The sequence below is a fragment of the Streptomyces glaucus genome (genome assembly GCF_039533365.1).
Taxonomy (GTDB): domain Bacteria; phylum Actinomycetota; class Actinomycetes; order Streptomycetales; family Streptomycetaceae; genus Streptomyces; species Streptomyces glaucus.
Genome location: NZ_BAAATK010000036.1, coordinates 51,472 through 67,342, shown reverse-complemented (window position 1 = coordinate 67,342; position 15,871 = coordinate 51,472). Strand labels below are relative to the sequence as shown.

At 76.1% G+C, this 15,871-nt stretch carries 15 protein-coding genes and 1 pseudogene; 6 read left to right on the top strand and 10 right to left on the bottom strand.

Annotation, left to right across the window (positions count from 1 at the left end):
* Positions 1-218 precede the first annotated feature (218 nt).
* Together ABD363_RS23695 and ABD363_RS23690 are read right to left on the bottom strand one after the other, a co-directional pair.
* Positions 219-370: pseudogene (locus tag ABD363_RS23695) on the bottom strand (DNA-binding response regulator); the annotation flags it as partial.
* A gap of 218 nt (positions 371-588) precedes the next feature.
* The gene (locus ABD363_RS23690; RefSeq protein ID WP_344606867.1) at positions 589-1,032 is read right to left on the bottom strand and encodes a MarR family winged helix-turn-helix transcriptional regulator; all 444 of its coding nucleotides are present in this window, start codon (positions 1,030-1,032) and stop codon (positions 589-591) included.
* A 155-nt stretch (positions 1,033-1,187) separates the two neighbouring features.
* Here ABD363_RS23690 and ABD363_RS23685 point away from each other — a divergent pair, with 155 nt between their 5' ends.
* Positions 1,188-2,273: an FAD-dependent oxidoreductase gene (locus ABD363_RS23685; protein ID WP_344606865.1), complete on the top strand. Its 1,086-nt coding sequence runs from the start codon at positions 1,188-1,190 to the stop codon at positions 2,271-2,273.
* A 176-nt stretch (positions 2,274-2,449) separates the two neighbouring features.
* Entirely contained in the window at positions 2,450-3,028 is a 579-nt protein-coding gene (locus ABD363_RS23680; RefSeq protein WP_344606863.1) for an FAD-dependent monooxygenase, read from the top strand.
* A gap of 186 nt (positions 3,029-3,214) precedes the next feature.
* Here ABD363_RS23680 and ABD363_RS23675 read toward each other — a convergent pair whose 3' ends face one another.
* Together ABD363_RS23675 and ABD363_RS23670 are read right to left on the bottom strand one after the other, a co-directional pair.
* Entirely contained in the window at positions 3,215-3,397 is a 183-nt protein-coding gene (locus tag ABD363_RS23675; protein ID WP_344606861.1) for a hypothetical protein, read from the bottom strand.
* Positions 3,398-3,497: 100 nt separating this feature from the next.
* A complete protein-coding gene (locus tag ABD363_RS23670; RefSeq protein WP_344606859.1) occupies positions 3,498-4,241 on the bottom strand; it encodes an ANTAR domain-containing protein in 744 nt (247 codons plus the stop codon).
* Positions 4,242-4,790: 549 nt separating this feature from the next.
* Between ABD363_RS23670 and ABD363_RS23665 the strand changes: the two genes are divergently transcribed.
* Positions 4,791-5,750 carry an anti-sigma factor RsbA family regulatory protein gene (locus ABD363_RS23665; RefSeq protein ID WP_344606873.1) on the top strand — a complete coding sequence of 320 codons (960 nt, stop codon included), beginning with the start codon at positions 4,791-4,793 and terminating at the stop codon, positions 5,748-5,750.
* 51 nt (positions 5,751-5,801) lie between these two features.
* On the opposite strand, the gene ABD363_RS23660 is transcribed toward ABD363_RS23665, so the two are convergent.
* Together ABD363_RS23660 and ABD363_RS23655 are read right to left on the bottom strand one after the other, a co-directional pair.
* A complete protein-coding gene (locus tag ABD363_RS23660; protein ID WP_344606857.1) occupies positions 5,802-6,839 on the bottom strand; it encodes a rod shape-determining protein in 1,038 nt (345 codons plus the stop codon).
* Positions 6,840-7,080: 241 nt separating this feature from the next.
* A complete protein-coding gene (locus tag ABD363_RS23655; RefSeq protein ID WP_344606855.1) occupies positions 7,081-8,568 on the bottom strand; it encodes an acyl-CoA synthetase in 1,488 nt (495 codons plus the stop codon).
* A 243-nt stretch (positions 8,569-8,811) separates the two neighbouring features.
* On the opposite strand from ABD363_RS23655, the gene ABD363_RS23650 reads away from it, so the two are divergent.
* The 3 genes from ABD363_RS23650 (at position 8,812) to ABD363_RS23640 (ending at position 11,510) form a co-directional block, all read left to right on the top strand.
* The gene (locus ABD363_RS23650; RefSeq protein ID WP_344606853.1) at positions 8,812-9,684 is read left to right on the top strand and encodes an ATP-grasp domain-containing protein; all 873 of its coding nucleotides are present in this window, start codon (positions 8,812-8,814) and stop codon (positions 9,682-9,684) included.
* A 192-nt stretch (positions 9,685-9,876) separates the two neighbouring features.
* Positions 9,877-10,650: an IclR family transcriptional regulator gene (locus ABD363_RS23645; RefSeq protein ID WP_344606851.1), complete on the top strand. Its 774-nt coding sequence runs from the start codon at positions 9,877-9,879 to the stop codon at positions 10,648-10,650.
* Complete coding sequence (locus ABD363_RS23640) at positions 10,647-11,510, top strand: SMP-30/gluconolactonase/LRE family protein (RefSeq protein ID WP_344606849.1); 864 nt, start codon at positions 10,647-10,649, stop codon at positions 11,508-11,510. Before ABD363_RS23645 ends, ABD363_RS23640 begins: the two co-directional genes overlap by 4 nt.
* A gap of 36 nt (positions 11,511-11,546) precedes the next feature.
* Here ABD363_RS23640 and ABD363_RS23635 read toward each other — a convergent pair whose 3' ends face one another.
* From ABD363_RS23635 to ABD363_RS23620, 4 genes are read right to left on the bottom strand one after another with little or no spacing between them, the layout of a single operon-like run.
* On the bottom strand, positions 11,547-12,944 hold the full coding sequence (locus ABD363_RS23635) for a pyridine nucleotide-disulfide oxidoreductase (RefSeq protein WP_344606847.1): 1,398 nt from the start codon (positions 12,942-12,944) through the stop codon (positions 11,547-11,549).
* A 14-nt stretch (positions 12,945-12,958) separates the two neighbouring features.
* Entirely contained in the window at positions 12,959-14,146 is a 1,188-nt protein-coding gene (locus tag ABD363_RS23630) for an MAB_1171c family putative transporter (protein ID WP_344606845.1), read from the bottom strand.
* 31 nt (positions 14,147-14,177) lie between these two features.
* Positions 14,178-15,350: an MAB_1171c family putative transporter gene (locus tag ABD363_RS23625; RefSeq protein WP_344606842.1), complete on the bottom strand. Its 1,173-nt coding sequence runs from the start codon at positions 15,348-15,350 to the stop codon at positions 14,178-14,180.
* Positions 15,347-15,832, bottom strand: a complete 486-nt coding sequence (locus ABD363_RS23620) for a toxin (RefSeq protein WP_344606840.1) — start codon at positions 15,830-15,832, stop codon at positions 15,347-15,349. Before ABD363_RS23620 ends, ABD363_RS23625 begins: the two co-directional genes overlap by 4 nt.
* Between the last annotated feature and the right edge of the window lie 39 nt (positions 15,833-15,871).

Here is a 15,871-nt window from a genome sequence, read left to right as displayed (position 1 = left end):
GCGGGCCGTCGGTGGCGGTGCCGGACGGGGCCGGGCGGACGGAGCCGGACGTACCCGGTGGGGGAGCGGGAGCCGGAGCGGGGCTTCCCCGGGGACTGCCGAGGGGCCGGCCGGGCCGGCGGACACCCGCGTCCTCGCGCTCCGGGCCGACGAGGGCGCCGGAACCGGCGGCCGGGAGCCGCGGGACGGCGCCCGGTCATCCGTGATCCCCCGCCAGGTCACGGATGGCCGAGGCGGAGACCGACCCCCCGGACCGTGACGGTCCAACTGCTCGACCCGAGTTTGCCCCGCAGGCTGCTGACAGGGTGTCGATGGTGCGTCCCCGGAGCGACCAGGCGTCGTCCCGGACCTGCGCCATCGGCTGCCGGCGAGGTGCCCGGCTTCTCGCCGAGGACCTGCTGCCCGGCAGGCCGCTTCCGCAGGCCGGCCGGATGACCCGGCTCGCGCTCGTCGTTGCCGACCGGGCCCTGGTCGGCGCGGCCCGCCGGCCGGCGCTCCCGGTGTGCTCTGCGGCGGTGATGGTGACACGCCCGTCGCAGCGAGGCACGCCGCCCTTCGGGCGACGGCGGAGCGACGCCGGGCGGCCGGTCACTCGGCCGGTCCGGCCTCCGCCGCCATGATCTGCTCGGCGACGTCCGCGAGGTGCTTCTGGTCCTGCGGGGAGATCCGCCTGACCAGACCGGCGATCCGGGCCGTCACGTCGCTGTGGGTCTGCAGGGCCAGCCGGGTGCCCTCGTCGGTCAGCTCGACCCAGTAGGCGCGGCGGTCCCTGGCGTCCCGGGTGCGGGTGATCAGACCGCGCCGCTCGGCCCGGTCCAGCAGGCCGCTCAGGCTCGACTTCTCCAGGTGGAGCAGCCTGCCCAGCTCGTTCATCCGGACCCTTTCCCGGACGATCACGGTGCACAGCAGCTCGGTCTGCTGCTGCGTGAGGTCGTGGGCACGCCCGGCGTCCGCGAACAGGCGCAGGACGAGGTGGGACAGGGCTACCAGCGCCGGGGCCAGGGCTTCCCCGCGCTCATCGACCACATCCACGGCATCCTCCCGTCCACAGCCCTCCGCAGTGTGCCCCGCCCGTGACCCGCGTTGTCAATCGGGGTGTCCTTCCCTCCGAATCGGGGTGTCTTTCCCTCCGAAGAAGTGCGTGATATGAACAGTTCGTGATGTTAACCAATCCTCGGGAGGGTGCCATGACCGCGACCGTGGCCGTCGTCGGCGGCGGATACGGCGGCGTCACCGCGGCGAAGGCCCTGGACGACGTCGCCGACGTCGTCCTGATCGAGCCGCGCGACGCGTTCGTCCACAACGTCGCCGCGCTGCGCGGCGTCACGGATCAGGACTGGGCCGAGCGGCTCTTCATCCCGTACGACAAACTCCTGACCCGCGGCACGGTCAAGCGGGACCGCGCGGTCGAGGTCACGGCGACCACGGTCCGGCTCGCCTCCGGCGAGACGGTCGAAGCCGACTACATCGTCCTGGCCACCGGCTCGACCGCGCCCTACCCGGCGAACATCGACGCCCTCGACCGCGAGACCGGCAAGAAGAAGCTCGACGCCACGCGCGCGGAGCTGGAACTGGCCTCGCACGTCCTGCTGCTGGGCGCCGGCCCGGTGGGTCTCGAGTTCGCCGGTGAGATCAAGGCGTCCTGGCCCGACAAGGCCGTCACGGTCGTCGACCCCCAGCCCCGGCTGCTCTCCGGCGCCTCCTTCCCGGAGGAGTTCCACACCGAGCTGCGCGCGCAGCTCGACCGGCTGGGCGTGGTGGTGCTGCTCGGCACCGCGCTGCGCGAGCTGCCCTCCGTGCAGCCGGGAGCGGTCGGCGCGTTCACCGTCACCACGGACTCCGGCGACGACATCGCCGCCGACATCTGGTTCCGCTGCTACGGAACCACCGCCAACAGCGACATCCTGGGCGCGGACCTCGGCGCCGCGCTGCGGCCCGACCGGCGCGTCGCCGTCACTCCCGAGCTGCGGGTCCAGGGCCTGCGGACCGTGTTCGCCGTCGGCGACCTCACCGCCCTCCCCGAGCTGAAGATGGCCCGTCTGGCGCAGAAGCACGCCGAGGTCGTCGCCGGCAACATCAGGACGCTGATCGAAGGCGGTACCGAACTGACCGCGTACCAGCCGGAGGGCGCGGACTCCATCGTGCTGCCGCTCGGCCCCGAGTGGGGCGTCACCTACGCCCCCGAGGCGGGCGTGCTCGGCGCGTCCGTGACGGCGGACATCAAGGGGACCTTCTTCCTCGACTCCTACCGGGAGCTGCTCAACCAGAAGTGACCGGTCCGCGGGCGCCGTGGCGCCCGCGGGTTTTCATTCACCTGACGTTTCCTGTGACTGCTCCGGGGCGGAGCCGTTTGAAGCGGGTTCCGGGTTTCCTGAATGACGGCGGCAGGAGGTTTTCCGGGTTTCTGCCGCAGGCGCGCCCAGGATTTCCGCAGCGGGTACGCCAGGGGATGCGAATGGACACTTCGGTGGTCATTGCCGGAGCCGGGCCCGCAGGGCTCATGCTCGCCGGGGAATCACGTCTCGCGGGAATCGACGTGACAGTGCTGGAAAGCCTGCCGAAACGTACCGGAGAATCCCGGGGAATCGGTTTGGCCACCCGCGCCATGGAGATGTTCGACCAGCGCGGGCTGCTGCGCCGCAGATGGGGGCCGCTGCGTCTCTACCCGCCGGGCACCTTCGCCGCGAGCGGTTCCCTCGTGGAGCCCGTGCCCGCGCGGGAGCGGGCAGAGCTCGCCCGCTGGCCGCTGACCTTCCGGGCCACCGCGCCCCGCGTCCGCGTGCCCGTACGGCTGACCTTCGCCGAGTACGAGGCGTGGTGGCGGCACGACGAGGAGACCCTCGCCGACCTCGCCGCGCACTTCACGGCCGCCCCGCGCGTGATCGTCGACCGCCAGCCCGACGCCGGGCACGACATCAGCCTCGGCTGGGCCGCCCGCTCCTACCACCTGCGTGCCCTGGCGTTCTTCGAGGGGTGTCTCGCCTCCCGTGCCGTGGCCCCCGCACCGGCGGCCACGACGGTCTCCTGACCCCGCGGGCCCGCTTCCGGGACGCGTTCCGCTCACTGCCGGTGCGCGGCTTCCGGCTCCTCCGCCGTGCCCCGCGGCGCGGGCGGCACCGCACCGGATGCCGCCGTGCCGGACCGCCGCACCGGGACCGGTGTGCCGCCCACCACCGTTCCGCCCGCCGTGCCGGGACCGCCTGCCACGGCCGCGTCAGCCGGCGCCCGGGGCGTCGACGGTGTCGTCGTCGCGGTCGCCCTCGGCCTGGGACGGGGTCGGATAGTCGAAGGCCGGCTGCTCGTCGTCGCGGTCGCCCTCGGCCTGGGACGGGGTCGGGTGGTCGAGGACCGGCTTGTCGCGGTCGCTCCGGGCCTGGGACGGAGTGTGCTCGGTCATCGTGGTGCCTCCTGTGGGGCGGTTTCTCGCCTGGCGGGTACCCCGCTGGGCACGGTGACACCAGGGCGCGGGGCGACGGGGACCGCAGGTGCGGGCGGGGTCAGGCGCGCAGGCGGGATATCGCCGTGCGCAGGGCCCTGCGCAGGGCCGGGGGCGGGGGCGGGGCGGTGGCGACGGCGCTGGCGGTGACCGCCTCGGCGACCCGGCGGAGCTTGGTGTTGGAGAGCTGGGAGGCCTCCCGCAGGATGTGCCAGGCCTCGTCGGAGGTGCAGCCGTGGACGGCCATGAGGATGCCGCGGGCCTGGTCGATCACCGGGCGTGAGGTGATCGCCTGGCGCAGCTGTTCCACCTCCTGCTGGAGTTCCTGGAGGCGCAGCAGCCGTTCCGCGCGTTCCCGCGCCACCGCGGACAGGGCCGAAGCCGCCGGGCCGGGCCCGTGGCCCGTGTCCGGGGCCGCCGGGCCGGGCCCGTGGTCCGTGTCCGGGGCCGCGCGGCGGGCGGCGCAGCGCAGGGGATCGGTGGTGTCCAGGCCGGCCAGTTCCAGGATGCGGCGCGGCTGGCCGTTCCAGTTCGTGGCCGTCACCGGGACCGACCGCCGCCGGCCGTAGTCGCCCAGCACGTCCAGGAACTGCAGTCCGGCCGTGTCCATGAACACCACGCCGCCCATGTCCAGGTCGACCCGGCGGACGCCGGCCGGCAGCCGGCCCAGTGTCCCGGCCAGCACGTCCGTGCAGCCGTGCACGAGCTCCCCGCGTGGGACGAGCCGGGCCTGGTCCGCGTCCACATGACTGTCGATGACCAGGGTGTTCAGCCTCCCTGCCAGGGATGGTGCCGCTGAGGTCATGTCACCGCCTTGTCGGTCCTCGTCGGTCCTGTCGGGTCCTCGACGGATTTCACGGCGTCACGTGCCCCGTCGTCGCCGGGCGCCGGCCGCGGAAGCCGTGGGCCCGGCCCCGCGGGGCCCGGCGGTGCTTCCAGTGCGCCTGCCCGCCGTACGGGCGGGTACACCCGGCGCCGGGGTATGACCCGGGACCGGGTGGGTAGGGGCCGCCTCGTCCGCGACTACGGGAGACCAGGGTGGGCACTCGGCACCGGCCCGGCGGTGTCCCCGCCGGCCGGGCGCGCAGGCGTGCGGGGTGCGGGCGAGGCCGTCCCGGCGACGCACGAGACGTGGGAACGCGTGCCGGCGCAGGCGGTGCGCGCGGCCGAGGAGGTGTACGACCTGGAGCTGTCCGACCTGACGTTCGTGGACGTGGCCGGCGCCGGTGCGCTCGTGGCCGCCGCGCAGCGGCTCCCGGGGGCGGCGGCCCGTGCCGCACCGGCCGCCGTCCGCGCCGCGCCGGCTGCTGGACCTGTTCCGGCCCGACCCGCCGGTGATCGAGGTGCCGATGTCATGAGTGCCGTGGCCGCATCCTTCCCGCCGTCCGAGCGGCTCGGGCCCTTCGCCCACCCCGCCCTGTTCTACCGGGACGAACGCGAGTACCTCGCGGGCACGCTCCCCTTCGTCCGGGCGGCGCTCCGGGCCGGCGAGCCGGTCGCCGTGGCGGTGCCCGCGGAGAACCTCACGCTGATCCGGGACGCGCTGGGCGAGGGCGCCGACGCCGTGACGTTCCTCGACATGCGGGAGGCCGGACGCAACCCCGGGCGGATCATCCCCGGGGTGCTGCGCGCCTTCGCCGACGCCCAGCCGCCCGGCCGGCGGGTGCGGATCGTCGGCGAACCGATCTGGGCCGGCCGCTCGGCCGCCGAGTACCCGGCCTGCGCCCAGCACGAGGCGCTGATCAACGCGGCCTTCCGGGGCCGCGAGGCGACCATCCTGTGCCCGTACGACACCGCGCGCCTCGACGAGCGGGTCCTCGCCGACGCGTGCGCCACCCACCCCACCGTCATCGCCGCCGGCTCCGGGCGGGAGCGGGACAGCGCCGCGTACGCGCCCGCCGACGTCGTCGCCCGCTACAACGAGCCGCTGCCGCCGGCGCCGGACGCGCCGGCCCTCTCCTTCGACCGGGACTCCCTGCCCCACGCCCGGCACGTCGCCGCCGGCCAGGGCGAGCGGCTCGGCCTGCGGGGCGTCCGGCTGGAGGACCTCACGCTCGTCACCGCCGAGCTGGCCACCAACAGCGTGGTGCACGGCGGGGGCACGGGCGTGCTGCGGGTGTGGGCCGAGGGCGGGTACGTGGTGTGCGAGGTCCGCGACAGGGGGCGGCTCGACGACCCGCTGGCCGGGCGCCGGCCCGCCCCGCGCGACCAGCGCGGCGGGCGCGGGCTGCTGCTGGTCAACCTCGTCTCGGACCTGGTGCGGCTGCACACCGCGCGGGACGGCACGACCGTACGGTGCTGGTTCGGGCGGTGACGGACGGGCGGCACCCCCGCCCGTCCGCCCGGCCGGTCCGCCGGCGCGGGTTCAGGACGCCAGCGGGTCCAGGGCCAGCGGCTCGACCCGGCCCTCCACCATGGCGCCCAGGCCCTGCACGGCGCACACGTCGGGGCGTTCGGCGACGTGCACCGGCATCCCGGTGGCCTGCCGCAGCATCTCGTCGAGGCCGGGCAGCAGCGCGCTGCCGCCGACCATCGTGACCCCGCGGTCGACGAGGTCGGCGACCAGGTCGGGCGGGCAGTCCCGCAGCACCTTGCCGATGCCGTCGAGGACGGCGGTCAGCGGGGTCTGGATGGCGTCCCGCACGGCGGCGGTGTCGACCCGCACGGACCGGGCGAGGCCGGTGGCGACGTCCCGGCCGTGGACCTCCGTCGACGCCGGCCCGTGCGGGGTGAGCCCGTTGCCGGACAGGGCGAGCTGCAGGGGGCGCACCGACTGGCCGGGCAGCATCAGCTCGTGCCGGTGGCGCAGGTGCTGCACGATCGCGTGGTCGACGGCCTCGCCACCGACCGGGATCCGCTCGGCGGTCACGATCGCGCCGAGGGAGAGCACGGCGACCTGCGTGGCCGCCGCCCCGCACACCATGATCATGCTGGCTTCGGGCCGCTCGACGGGCAGTCCGCAGCCGACGGCCGCGGCGATCAGGGTGTCGACGAGTTCCACCCGGCGGGCGCCCAGGCCGACCAGGGTCTCGACGGTGGCGCGCCGGGCCAGCGGGTCGGCGTCGTGCGGGGTGCAGGCGGCGGCGCGCAGGCGGGGCTTGCGGCGCAGGGAGCGGCGGACCTTGTCGTCGAGCAGGTGCCGCAGCATCCGCTGGGCCATCTCGATGTCGACGACCGTGCCGCCGGAGACGGGCCGCACGACGCGGATGTAGCCGGGCGTGCGGCCCGTCATCCTCTCCGCGAACTCGCCGACCGCGATGAGGGCGCCGGTGCGGGTGTTCACGGCGGCGACGGACGGCTGGTCGACGACGAGGCCGGCCCCCTTCACATAGACGCGGGTCCGGGCCGCCCCCAGGTCGACGGCGAGATGACAGCGGCGCAACTGCTCCAGACTGGCGGTCATGGCGGTTCCTCCCGAGAGCGCGGACCATGGGGGACCGCCGGGCGGCGGACCTCCCTGGCATCGTGCGGGCGGTGGGGCGGGAGCGCCTCCTGGAGGGGACCGGGCGAGTGGCCGCCGGACGGGGGAATCCGCCCGCCGGCCCGCCGAGCGCCGCGGCCCGCCGGGTCCGGGCCCGCGCACCGGCGGCGGTTCGGGGTGGTCGTCGGCGGCCGGGGCCCGGACCTCGCGGGCGGACGGGCGGTCAGCCGTCGGCCAGCGCCCGCTTCACGACCTTCCCCATGTCGTTGCGGGGCAGGGCGTCGAGGTGGCGCACGACGCGGGGCCGCTTGTGCGGGGCGAGCCGGCGGGCGACGTGGCCGGCCAGCTCGTCGAGCCCGGGCGGGGCCTGCGGGTCGGCGGGGACGATCCAGGCGACGATCCGCTCGCCCAGGTCGGGGTCGGGCTCGCCGGTGACGGCCGCCTCCCGTACCCCCGGATGCTCCAGCAGCGCGTTCTCGATCTCGCCGGCCCCGATCCGGTACCCGCCGCTCTTGATCAGGTCGGTGGCCTTGCGGCCGACGATCCGGACGCAGCCGTCGGGGTCGCGCACCGCCACGTCGCCGGTGCGGAACCAGCCGTCGGCGGTGAAGGCGGCGGCGGTGGCGTCGGGCCGGTTCAGGTACCCGGTGAACAGGTTCGGGCCGCGCACCTGGATCTCGCCCACCGTCTCGCCGTCGCACGCGGTGATCGGCGCCCCGTCCTCCGCCACCAGCCGCAGCCCGACGCCGGGCAGCGGGACGCCGACGGTGCCCGGCCGCGCCTTTCCGTCCACCCGCACGCTGGTGTTCATCAGCGTCTCCGTCATGCCGTACCGCTCGATCACCCGGCGGCCGGTCGCGGCGGCGATCCGCTCGTGGTCGTGCACGGGCAGCGCGGCCGAGCCGGACACCAGCAGCCGCGCCCGGCGCAGGGCCTTCGCCAGCTCGGGGTCGGCGGGCAGCGCTTCCGCGATGCGGTGGTACATCGTCGGCACCCCGAACAGCATGGTGGCGCCCGCGTTCAGCTCCCGCGTCACGCCCTCGGTGGTGAACTTGCCCAGGTGCCGCACGGACCCGCCGCGGCGCAGCGGACCGAGGACGCCCAGCACCAGCCCGTGCACGTGGAACAGCGGCAGCCCGTGCACCAGCACGTCGTCGCCGGTCCACCGCCAGGCGTCGGCGAGCGCGTCCAGGGTGGCGGCGACGGCCCGGCGGGGGAGGACGGCGCCCTTGGGCGGGCCGGTGGTGCCGGAGGTGTAGACGATCAGGGCGGGGTCGCCGTCGCCGGCGCGGTCGTCCGGGACGGCCCCGGCCGCGCGCACGTCGACGTCGACGCGCGCCGTCCCCCGCAGCGCGGGCGGGAGTTTGGCGCCGGGGGCGGTGAGCACCAGGTCCGGCGCGCTGTCGGACAGGATGTGCCCGAGCTCCTTCGCGCCCGACTTCGGGTTCAGCGGCACCGCGGGCACCCCGGCGAGGAGCGCGCCGACGACGCCGACGGCCGTCTCCGGCGCCGGGGCCGCCCAGACCGCGACCCGGCGCGCGGCCCGGACCCGGTCCGCCACGGCCCCGGCCGCGGCGGCCAGCTCCGCGTACGTCAGGGACCGCTCACCGAAGCGCAGGGCGGGCCGTTCGGCCCCGGGCGGGGGACCGGCCTGCGCCGGGGTGCCGGTCTCGGTCGGGGCGCCGGTCAGGGCCGGGAAGAGGGAAGACACGCGTGCGTACTCCTTGGTCGTCGCCACCGGGCGCCGCGCCGGGGCCCGGCCGCCTGTCCCAGGCCGCGCCCGTGGGCGGCGGTGCCCCCACGCTCCCTCCGTACACCGCCGGCCGCCGCGGGAAACGCCCGGGCCGCCGTCTCCCGCGCGGTCCGCGCCCGCGCGGGAGACGGGGTGTCCCGGTGGCGGGCGCGGTTGCTAGCCTGCGGGCCGGTCCGTCGCCGCCCTGGAGGAAAGCCCGCCGTGCCCCGAATAGCGCTCGCCACCTACGACTCAGGCTCCGGGACGCACCTGGACAGCGACCTTCCGGTACTGGTGGAGGCGTTGCGGGAGGCGGGGGCCGACGCCGTCGGCGTGGCCTGGGACGACGCCGGGACCGACTGGGGCGGATTCGATCTCGTGGTGATCCGGTCCACGTGGGACTACACCCGGCGGGCGGCGGAGTTCACCGCGTGGGCCGAGCGGTGCGGGAAGGCGACGCGGCTGGCCAATCCGGCGCCGGTCGTGCGGTGGAACACCGACAAGCGGTACCTCGCGGACCTCGCCGCGGCCGGAGTGCCCGTCGTCCCCACCCGCTACATCGCCCCGGGCGAGCCGGCCGATCTGTCCGCCGACCGGGAGTACGTCGTCAAGCCCGTCTTCGGCGCGGGCGCCCGGTTCACCGCCCGCTACGCGCCCGGCGAGCGCGACGCGGCCCTGCGGCAGCTGGAGCGGATGCACGCCGAGGGGATCACCGCCCTGGTGCAGCCGTACGTGCGGTCCGTCGACACCGACGGCGAGCGGGCCCTGCAGTTCTTCGGGGGCCGGTTGCTGCACGCCAGCCGCAAGGGCGCGGTGCTGGCGCCGGGCACGGCGTACGACGCCGACAAGGTGGCCCACCCGGACCTGGAGCCCTGGACGCCGACCGGGGCCGAACGCGCCGTGGCCGAGCGGGCGCTGGGCGCCGTGCCGGGGGACCACGAGCTGCTGTACGCGCGGGTCGACCTGGTGACCGGGGACGACGGCCGGCCGTGGGTGATGGAGCTGGAGCTGGTGGAGCCCCACCTGTTCCTGTTCCTGCACCCCGGCTCGGTGCCGCATGTCGTCGAGGCGGTGCTCGGGGCCGCCGGCCGCTGACCGCGGTCCGGGGAGGACCGGCCCCGGGCGGACCCGCCGGCGGCCCCGGGCCGGGTGCCGCCGGCGGGCGGCCCATTGCCCGGGACGAACCGCTGTGGCTAGCCTGTGTTCGTCATGCCGATCGCCTGTTGAAATTTCGAACGTAGGTGCCTGAGCCGCAGGCGCCTGAGACACATAGGGAGGGGGCCGGTCGTGGGACGCCTCGTACCAGCCGTGACCCGGGCTCTCGACATTCTCGAGCTCTTCCTCGACGGGGACGGGACGCTCTCCGCACCGGACATCGTGCGCCGGCTCCAGCTGCCGCGCACCACCGTGCACGAGCTGGTCACCACGCTCGCCGCCCGCAAGTACATCGTCCCCGTGCAGGGCCAGCCCGGGCGCTACCGCCTCGGGGTGCGCCCGTACCAGCTCGGTGCGCGCTACGCCGAGCAGCTCGACCTGGCCGCCGAGGGCCAGCAGGTCGCCCGGTCCGTCGCCGAGACCTGCGACGAGACCGTGCACGTGGCGATCCTGGAGGACACCGACGTCATCTACATCGCGAAGGTGGACTCCACGCACGCGGTGCGCATGGTGTCGGCGGCCGGCCGGCGGCTGCCCGCGCACTGCACCTCCGTCGGCAAGATGCTGCTGGCCTCCCTCCCCGAGCGGGAACTCGCCGCCCGCGTCCCCGACGGCGCCGAGCTGGCCGCGATGACCCCGAACAGCATCACCGACCCGGCCGCCCTGCGCGAGGCCCTGGCGGAGATACGGCAGCGCGGCATCGCGGTGGAGAGCCGCGAGTCCAACCCGGACGTGTCCTGCGTGGCCGCCCCGGTCCGCGACCGCACCGGCCAGGTGGTCGCCGCGCTGTCCATCTCCGTGCCCATGATCCGCTGGAGCGAGGAGCGGCGCGTGGAACTGGAGCAGCTCGCCGCCAAGGGCGCGGCGGACCTGTCGGAGCGACTCGGACACCGGAGTGCGGCATGACGAAGACGACGACAACGACGGCGTACGAGGTGGCGGTCCGCGCCGAGGCGGCCCTCGGCGAGGGCCCGACGTGGGACGCGGCGGCCGGCCGGCTGGTCTGGGTCGACATCCTCGGCTGCCGGGTGCACACCTACGACCCGGTCTCCGGACGGCGCACGGTCCGCGCCACGGAGCAGCACGTGGGCGCCGCCAAGCCGCGCGCGGGCGGCGGCCTGGTCCTCAACCTGCGCGACGGGGTGGGCCTGCTGGACGCCGGCGGGGACTTCCGCTGGCTGCACCGCGAGCCCGTCCCCGGCCGCCGGGGCAACGACGCCGCCGTCGCCCCCGACGGCTCGCTGTGGGCCGGCACCATGCGCTACGACGAGGCGTCCGGCGGCGGCACGCTGTCCCGGATCACCGCCGACGGCACCGTGACCACGGTCCTGGACGACGTGACGGTGAGCAACGGCACCGGCTGGAGCCCCGACGGACGGCTGATGTACTACGTCGACACGCCGACCCGCCGCATCGACGTCTTCGACCACGAGGCCGGCGAGGTCACCGGCCGGCGCACCCTGGCGGAGATCGAGGAGGGCGCCGGTTTCCCCGACGGCCTCACGGTCGACGCCGACGGCTGCGTGTGGGTGGCCCTGTGGGACGGCGCGGCGGTCCGCCGCTACACCCCGGACGGCGAACTCGACCGGGTCGTCGAGCTGCCGGTCCCGCGGGTGACGGCATGTGCTTTTGGCGGCGCGGACCTGACCGACCTGTACCTCACCACGGCCCGCACCGGCCTCGCGGCACCGCACCCGCTGGCGGGCGCGCTGCTGGTGGTGCCGGGCGCGGGCAGGGGCCTGGAGCAGCCGGCGTTCGCGGGCTGACACCGGCTCCCCCGGGGCCCGGGCGCCCGGCCCCGCTCACCTTCCGGTCCGGTCCAGCGCCCGCACCACCTTCCGCTCGCTCTCCGTCAACGGCGGCCGGGCGGACGGCGGCAGGGGCGAGCCGGCGAGGGTGGCCAGGACCGTGGCCGGGTGCAGCAGGCGGGCCGGGCCCGCCCGCAGGCTCATCAGGTCCCACACCGCGCGGGCCGCGTCGTAGGAGCCGGTGGCCGCCTTCATCATGCGCCGGGTGTACGCCGTGACGAGGCGGTCGGCGGGGCCGGGCGCCCCGCCGACCGCCCCCGGGTAGCGGACGTCCTGGCCGACCGCCACGGCCCACGCCATGTCGACCGACCGCGCCGCCCCGCGCTGCACGCGCCGGGCGAGCCCGGGGGCGTCGGGGCCGCTGCGGCGCAGCTCGCGGGCGAGGACCCGGGCGCCGAGGGCCGCCACCGACATGCCCTGCCCGTAGGCGGGGTTGAAGGCGGCCAGGGCGTCGCCGAGGACCACGAACCCCTCCGGCCAGTGCGGGGCCTTCTCCGGATAGCGCCGCACGTTGCGGGTGCTGCGGCTGATGTGCACGTCGGTGAGGGGCTCGGCGCCGGAGATCAGCCGGCCCACCAGCGGGTCGGGCAGGTCGAGGGTGTAGCGCAGGAAGCCGTCCGGGTCGGCCGGCGGCTCCCCGCCCCGCGTGCCGGCCAGGCTGACCATCCAGCGGCCCCCCTCGATGGGCAGCACCATCCCGCTCCGGCCCGGCCGGGAGGTGTACGGATCGGCCTGCACGACCGTCAGCGGGAAGCGTTCGGCGCCCTTCGGCATCCGGTAGACGCGGGTCGCGTTGACGAGTCCGGCGTCCACGGTCCGCTCCCGCAGGCCGGACACCCCGATCCCGGCCAGCCAGGTCACCACCCGCGATCCGCGTCCGCTGGCGTCGACGACGAGGTCCGCCTCGACGTCCGTGTCCCCGGCGGCCGTGGCGGCCCGCACGCCGTGGACGCGCCGGGCGGTGCCCAGCAGCTCCAGCGCCCGGGCCTTGCGGATCTCGGTCCGGGTGCCGGCCAGCACCGCGGACCGGACCGCCCAGTCCAGCAGCGCCCGACTGCACGCGATCATGCTCGGTCCCGGGCGCCGCCAGCGCCGCAGCCAGCCGTCGGGGGTGAGGGCCAGCATGCCCGAGCTGAGGGAGACCTCGCGGGCGCCGACGGCGAGCAGGCGCTCCCGCACGCTCCCCCCCGGCACCAGGTCCTCCATGGCGGCCAGGCCCCCCGCCATCAGCAGATGGGCGTGGCGGCCCTGCGGCAGGCCGCGGCGGTGCTCCGGGCCGTCGGGCAGGTCGTCCCGGTCCAGCACGATCACCTCGTCGACGGCGGTGGACAGGGCCGCCGCGGCCAGCATGCCGGCCAGCCCGGCACCGATGACGACAGCTCTACGCGACATGGGGCTCCTCCGATTCAGCCATGGGCTCGGCCCTGGACGGCCCGCACCGCACGTGCGGGTACGGCGCCGGCGCCGGGTGAACGCGCCAGCTCCTGGGCCAGTTCGACCAGTGCGCTCGTACCGGACACCTCCGTGGCGTGCAGCCGGTGGGCGCTCGGCGCGTCCAGGGGCTCCTCGCCGGCGGCGGCGCGGCGGGCGGCGTCGGCGAGCATGGCCGCCTCCGCGGCGAGGCGGGCCTGGTGGGGCGGGCGTCCGCCGCGCAGGGCGGCGTCCCGGGCCCGCGCGCGGACCCGGTCGTCGAAGTAGGGGGCGAGCGCCAGCAGGGCGTCGTGGATGGACACCTCGCGCCAGTGCAGCCGCGTCCGGGGCGGCTGCCACCAGGCGGCGGGCGGCCTGGGCGCGGTGGACGCGGACCGCACCAGCGACCACAGCGGCTCCAGCCGCCGGTGGTCGCGCAGCCCGTGCCAGTGGGCGGCGGCGGCCGGCCACAGCCGCGGCACCACGAAACCGGCGGAGCACAGCAGCGCGCCCAGCGAGGCCAGCGGCGGGGCGACGGAGGTGGACAGCGCGTCGAGGTCGCCGCCCGCCCAACGGGCCGCGACCGCCGTGTACTTGGCGAGCTGGAAACCCACCACGTCCAGCAGCAGACCGGCCAGGATCAGCCGCAGCCCGGCGCGCAGCGGGCCGGTGACCTCGCGGCCCCACTTGACGCACACGGCGCACATCACCAGCGTCGCGGCGCTGTGCCCCAGCAGGTACAGCAGGATCATCTCCCGCATGTACGGCGTGTTCGCGTAGTAGGTGTCGAGGTCGGTGAGCCGCTCGGTGTCCGCGTCCGCGCGGGCGAACAGCGCGACGACGGCGGCGATCAGCAGACCGTAGGCGGCGACGCTGCGCAGCACCATGCGCCGGACCCGCGCGCGGGGGCCGCCCCGCCAGTTGATCAGCAGGACGATCAGCGCGCAGCTGTACGCGGAGATCATGCTGTAGGTCAGCGGGGCGCCGAAGTTGGGGATGCCGGTGAGGTCGTTCACGGCGGCCAGCGTCAGCGGCGCCGAGCAGACGAAGACCAGCGCGCCGAGGACGATCGCCGCGCAGGTGGACAGGGTCAGCGGGTCGAGCACGGCGGTGCGCGGCCGGCGCAGCAGCAGGACCGACGACAGCCCGAAGACGCCGGCGGCCAGGTACACGACGAGGTTCACGTCCCGCGGCTCCGTTCGCTCGGCGGCCGGTTCACGCGGTGCCCGTCGTGGCCCGGCCGCCGGACGGGCGGGCGGCGACGCGGGCCGCCGGGCCCAGCGCGTCGGCGATCCGCACCAGGGCGGCGGGGCCGGGCACCCGGTCCGGGAAACGGCCGGCGCCGCCGGGGAGCGCTCCGGGGCCGCCCGTCTCCCTCCGCGCGGCCGTGACGACGACAGCGGCCCACGCGGTCGCCTCGGCCCGCTCCGCGTCGCCCGTCTCCTCGAGCACGGTCCTTCGGACCCGGTCGTACAGGTCCCGGTCGAAGGCGGCGTGCAGGTGGCTGAGCGCGTTGTGGATGCTGGTCTGGCGCCACACCAGCAGGGTGGCGGGCGCGGCCGGGCGCGGCCGGGGCAGCCGGAGCGAGCGGCGGGTGAGGACGCCGTCCAGCTCCCGCTCCAGCGGTTCGAGCCGCACGTACGCCCGCCAGGCCCGCCGGCTCTCCGTCAGCCGGGGCCCCAGCAGCGGCAGCAGCACCCCGGCGGCCGTCATCAGGGCGCCCAGCGCGGCTGCCGCCGGGGAGAGGTGCGTGCTCAGCGCCGACCAGTCCCGGCCGCACCAGCGGGCCGCCACGGCGACCAGCTTGCTCACGCTGTACCCGGCGTTGCACAGGGTGCCCACGCCGAGGAGCGTCAGCCCCGCCCGCAGCCAGCCCCGCACCTGCCGGGCCCAGCGCAGCGAGGACACGGTGGTGACGGCGGCGGCGGTGAGGTGCCCGGCCAGGTAGAGCACGATCATCTCGCGCAGGTAGGGCGTGCTCGCGTAGTAGGTGTCCAGGTCGGTGCGGCGCTCCACCGGGGCGTCGCCGAGGACGAAGGCGACGGCGATGCCGAGCACGATGCTCGCGTAGGCGCAGATCCAGCGGCGGGCGGCGCGGCGCACCCGCGGCCCGCCGCGCCAGTGGACGACCAGCACCTGGGAGGCGGCGCCGTACGCGGTGATCGAGGCGTACGTCAGCGGCGCGGCGAGGTTGGGGACGCCGCTCACGTGGTTGACGGCCCCGACCGTCGGCGGCGCCCCGAGGAGGAAGCACAGACCGGCCAGGCCCAGCACCGCGCAGATGGCGCGCAGGTAGGGGTCGTGCCGGTGGCGGATCAGGTCCGGCGCCTTCACCAGCAGGCCGAGCCACAGCACGGCACAGCTGACGTAGTTGACCAGGCCGCTCATCGGCGCGTCCCGCGGTAGCCGAGCGCGGCCCCGATGCGTCCGGCGAGGTCCTGGGCGTCGCCCGGGCGGGCCGGGGGCGCCGGGTCCGCCGAGCCCTCCAGCCAGGCGCGCAGCCGACGGCCCATCAGCATGCCGAACCGTTCGGCCTCCTGCTCCTCGGCCAGGCTGAAGTCGGTGCGGGCGGCGGCCGGCCGGGGGCCGCCGGGGGCGGCCGGCCGCCGGTGCATGTGCCACACCTCGTGACAGAGGATCACGATCTGGTGCCACACGGCGGCCCGCTGGTCGACCACGACGTCGTCGTGCGTGTCGTGCTCCAGCCACAGCCCGCTGGCGGTGTGCGGCGGGAAGGCCCTGCGGTGGACGACGACCTCACGGCCCCGCCACGCGCCGACCGAGTCGACGAGCGCCTCGAACAGGGTCTCCGGATCGGCGGGCACCGGGATGCGGATCGGGTCGACGAGGGCGTCGGCGAGGCGACGCATCTCCCTGCTCCTGCGCACCGTTCTCCCCCCTGTTCGCCC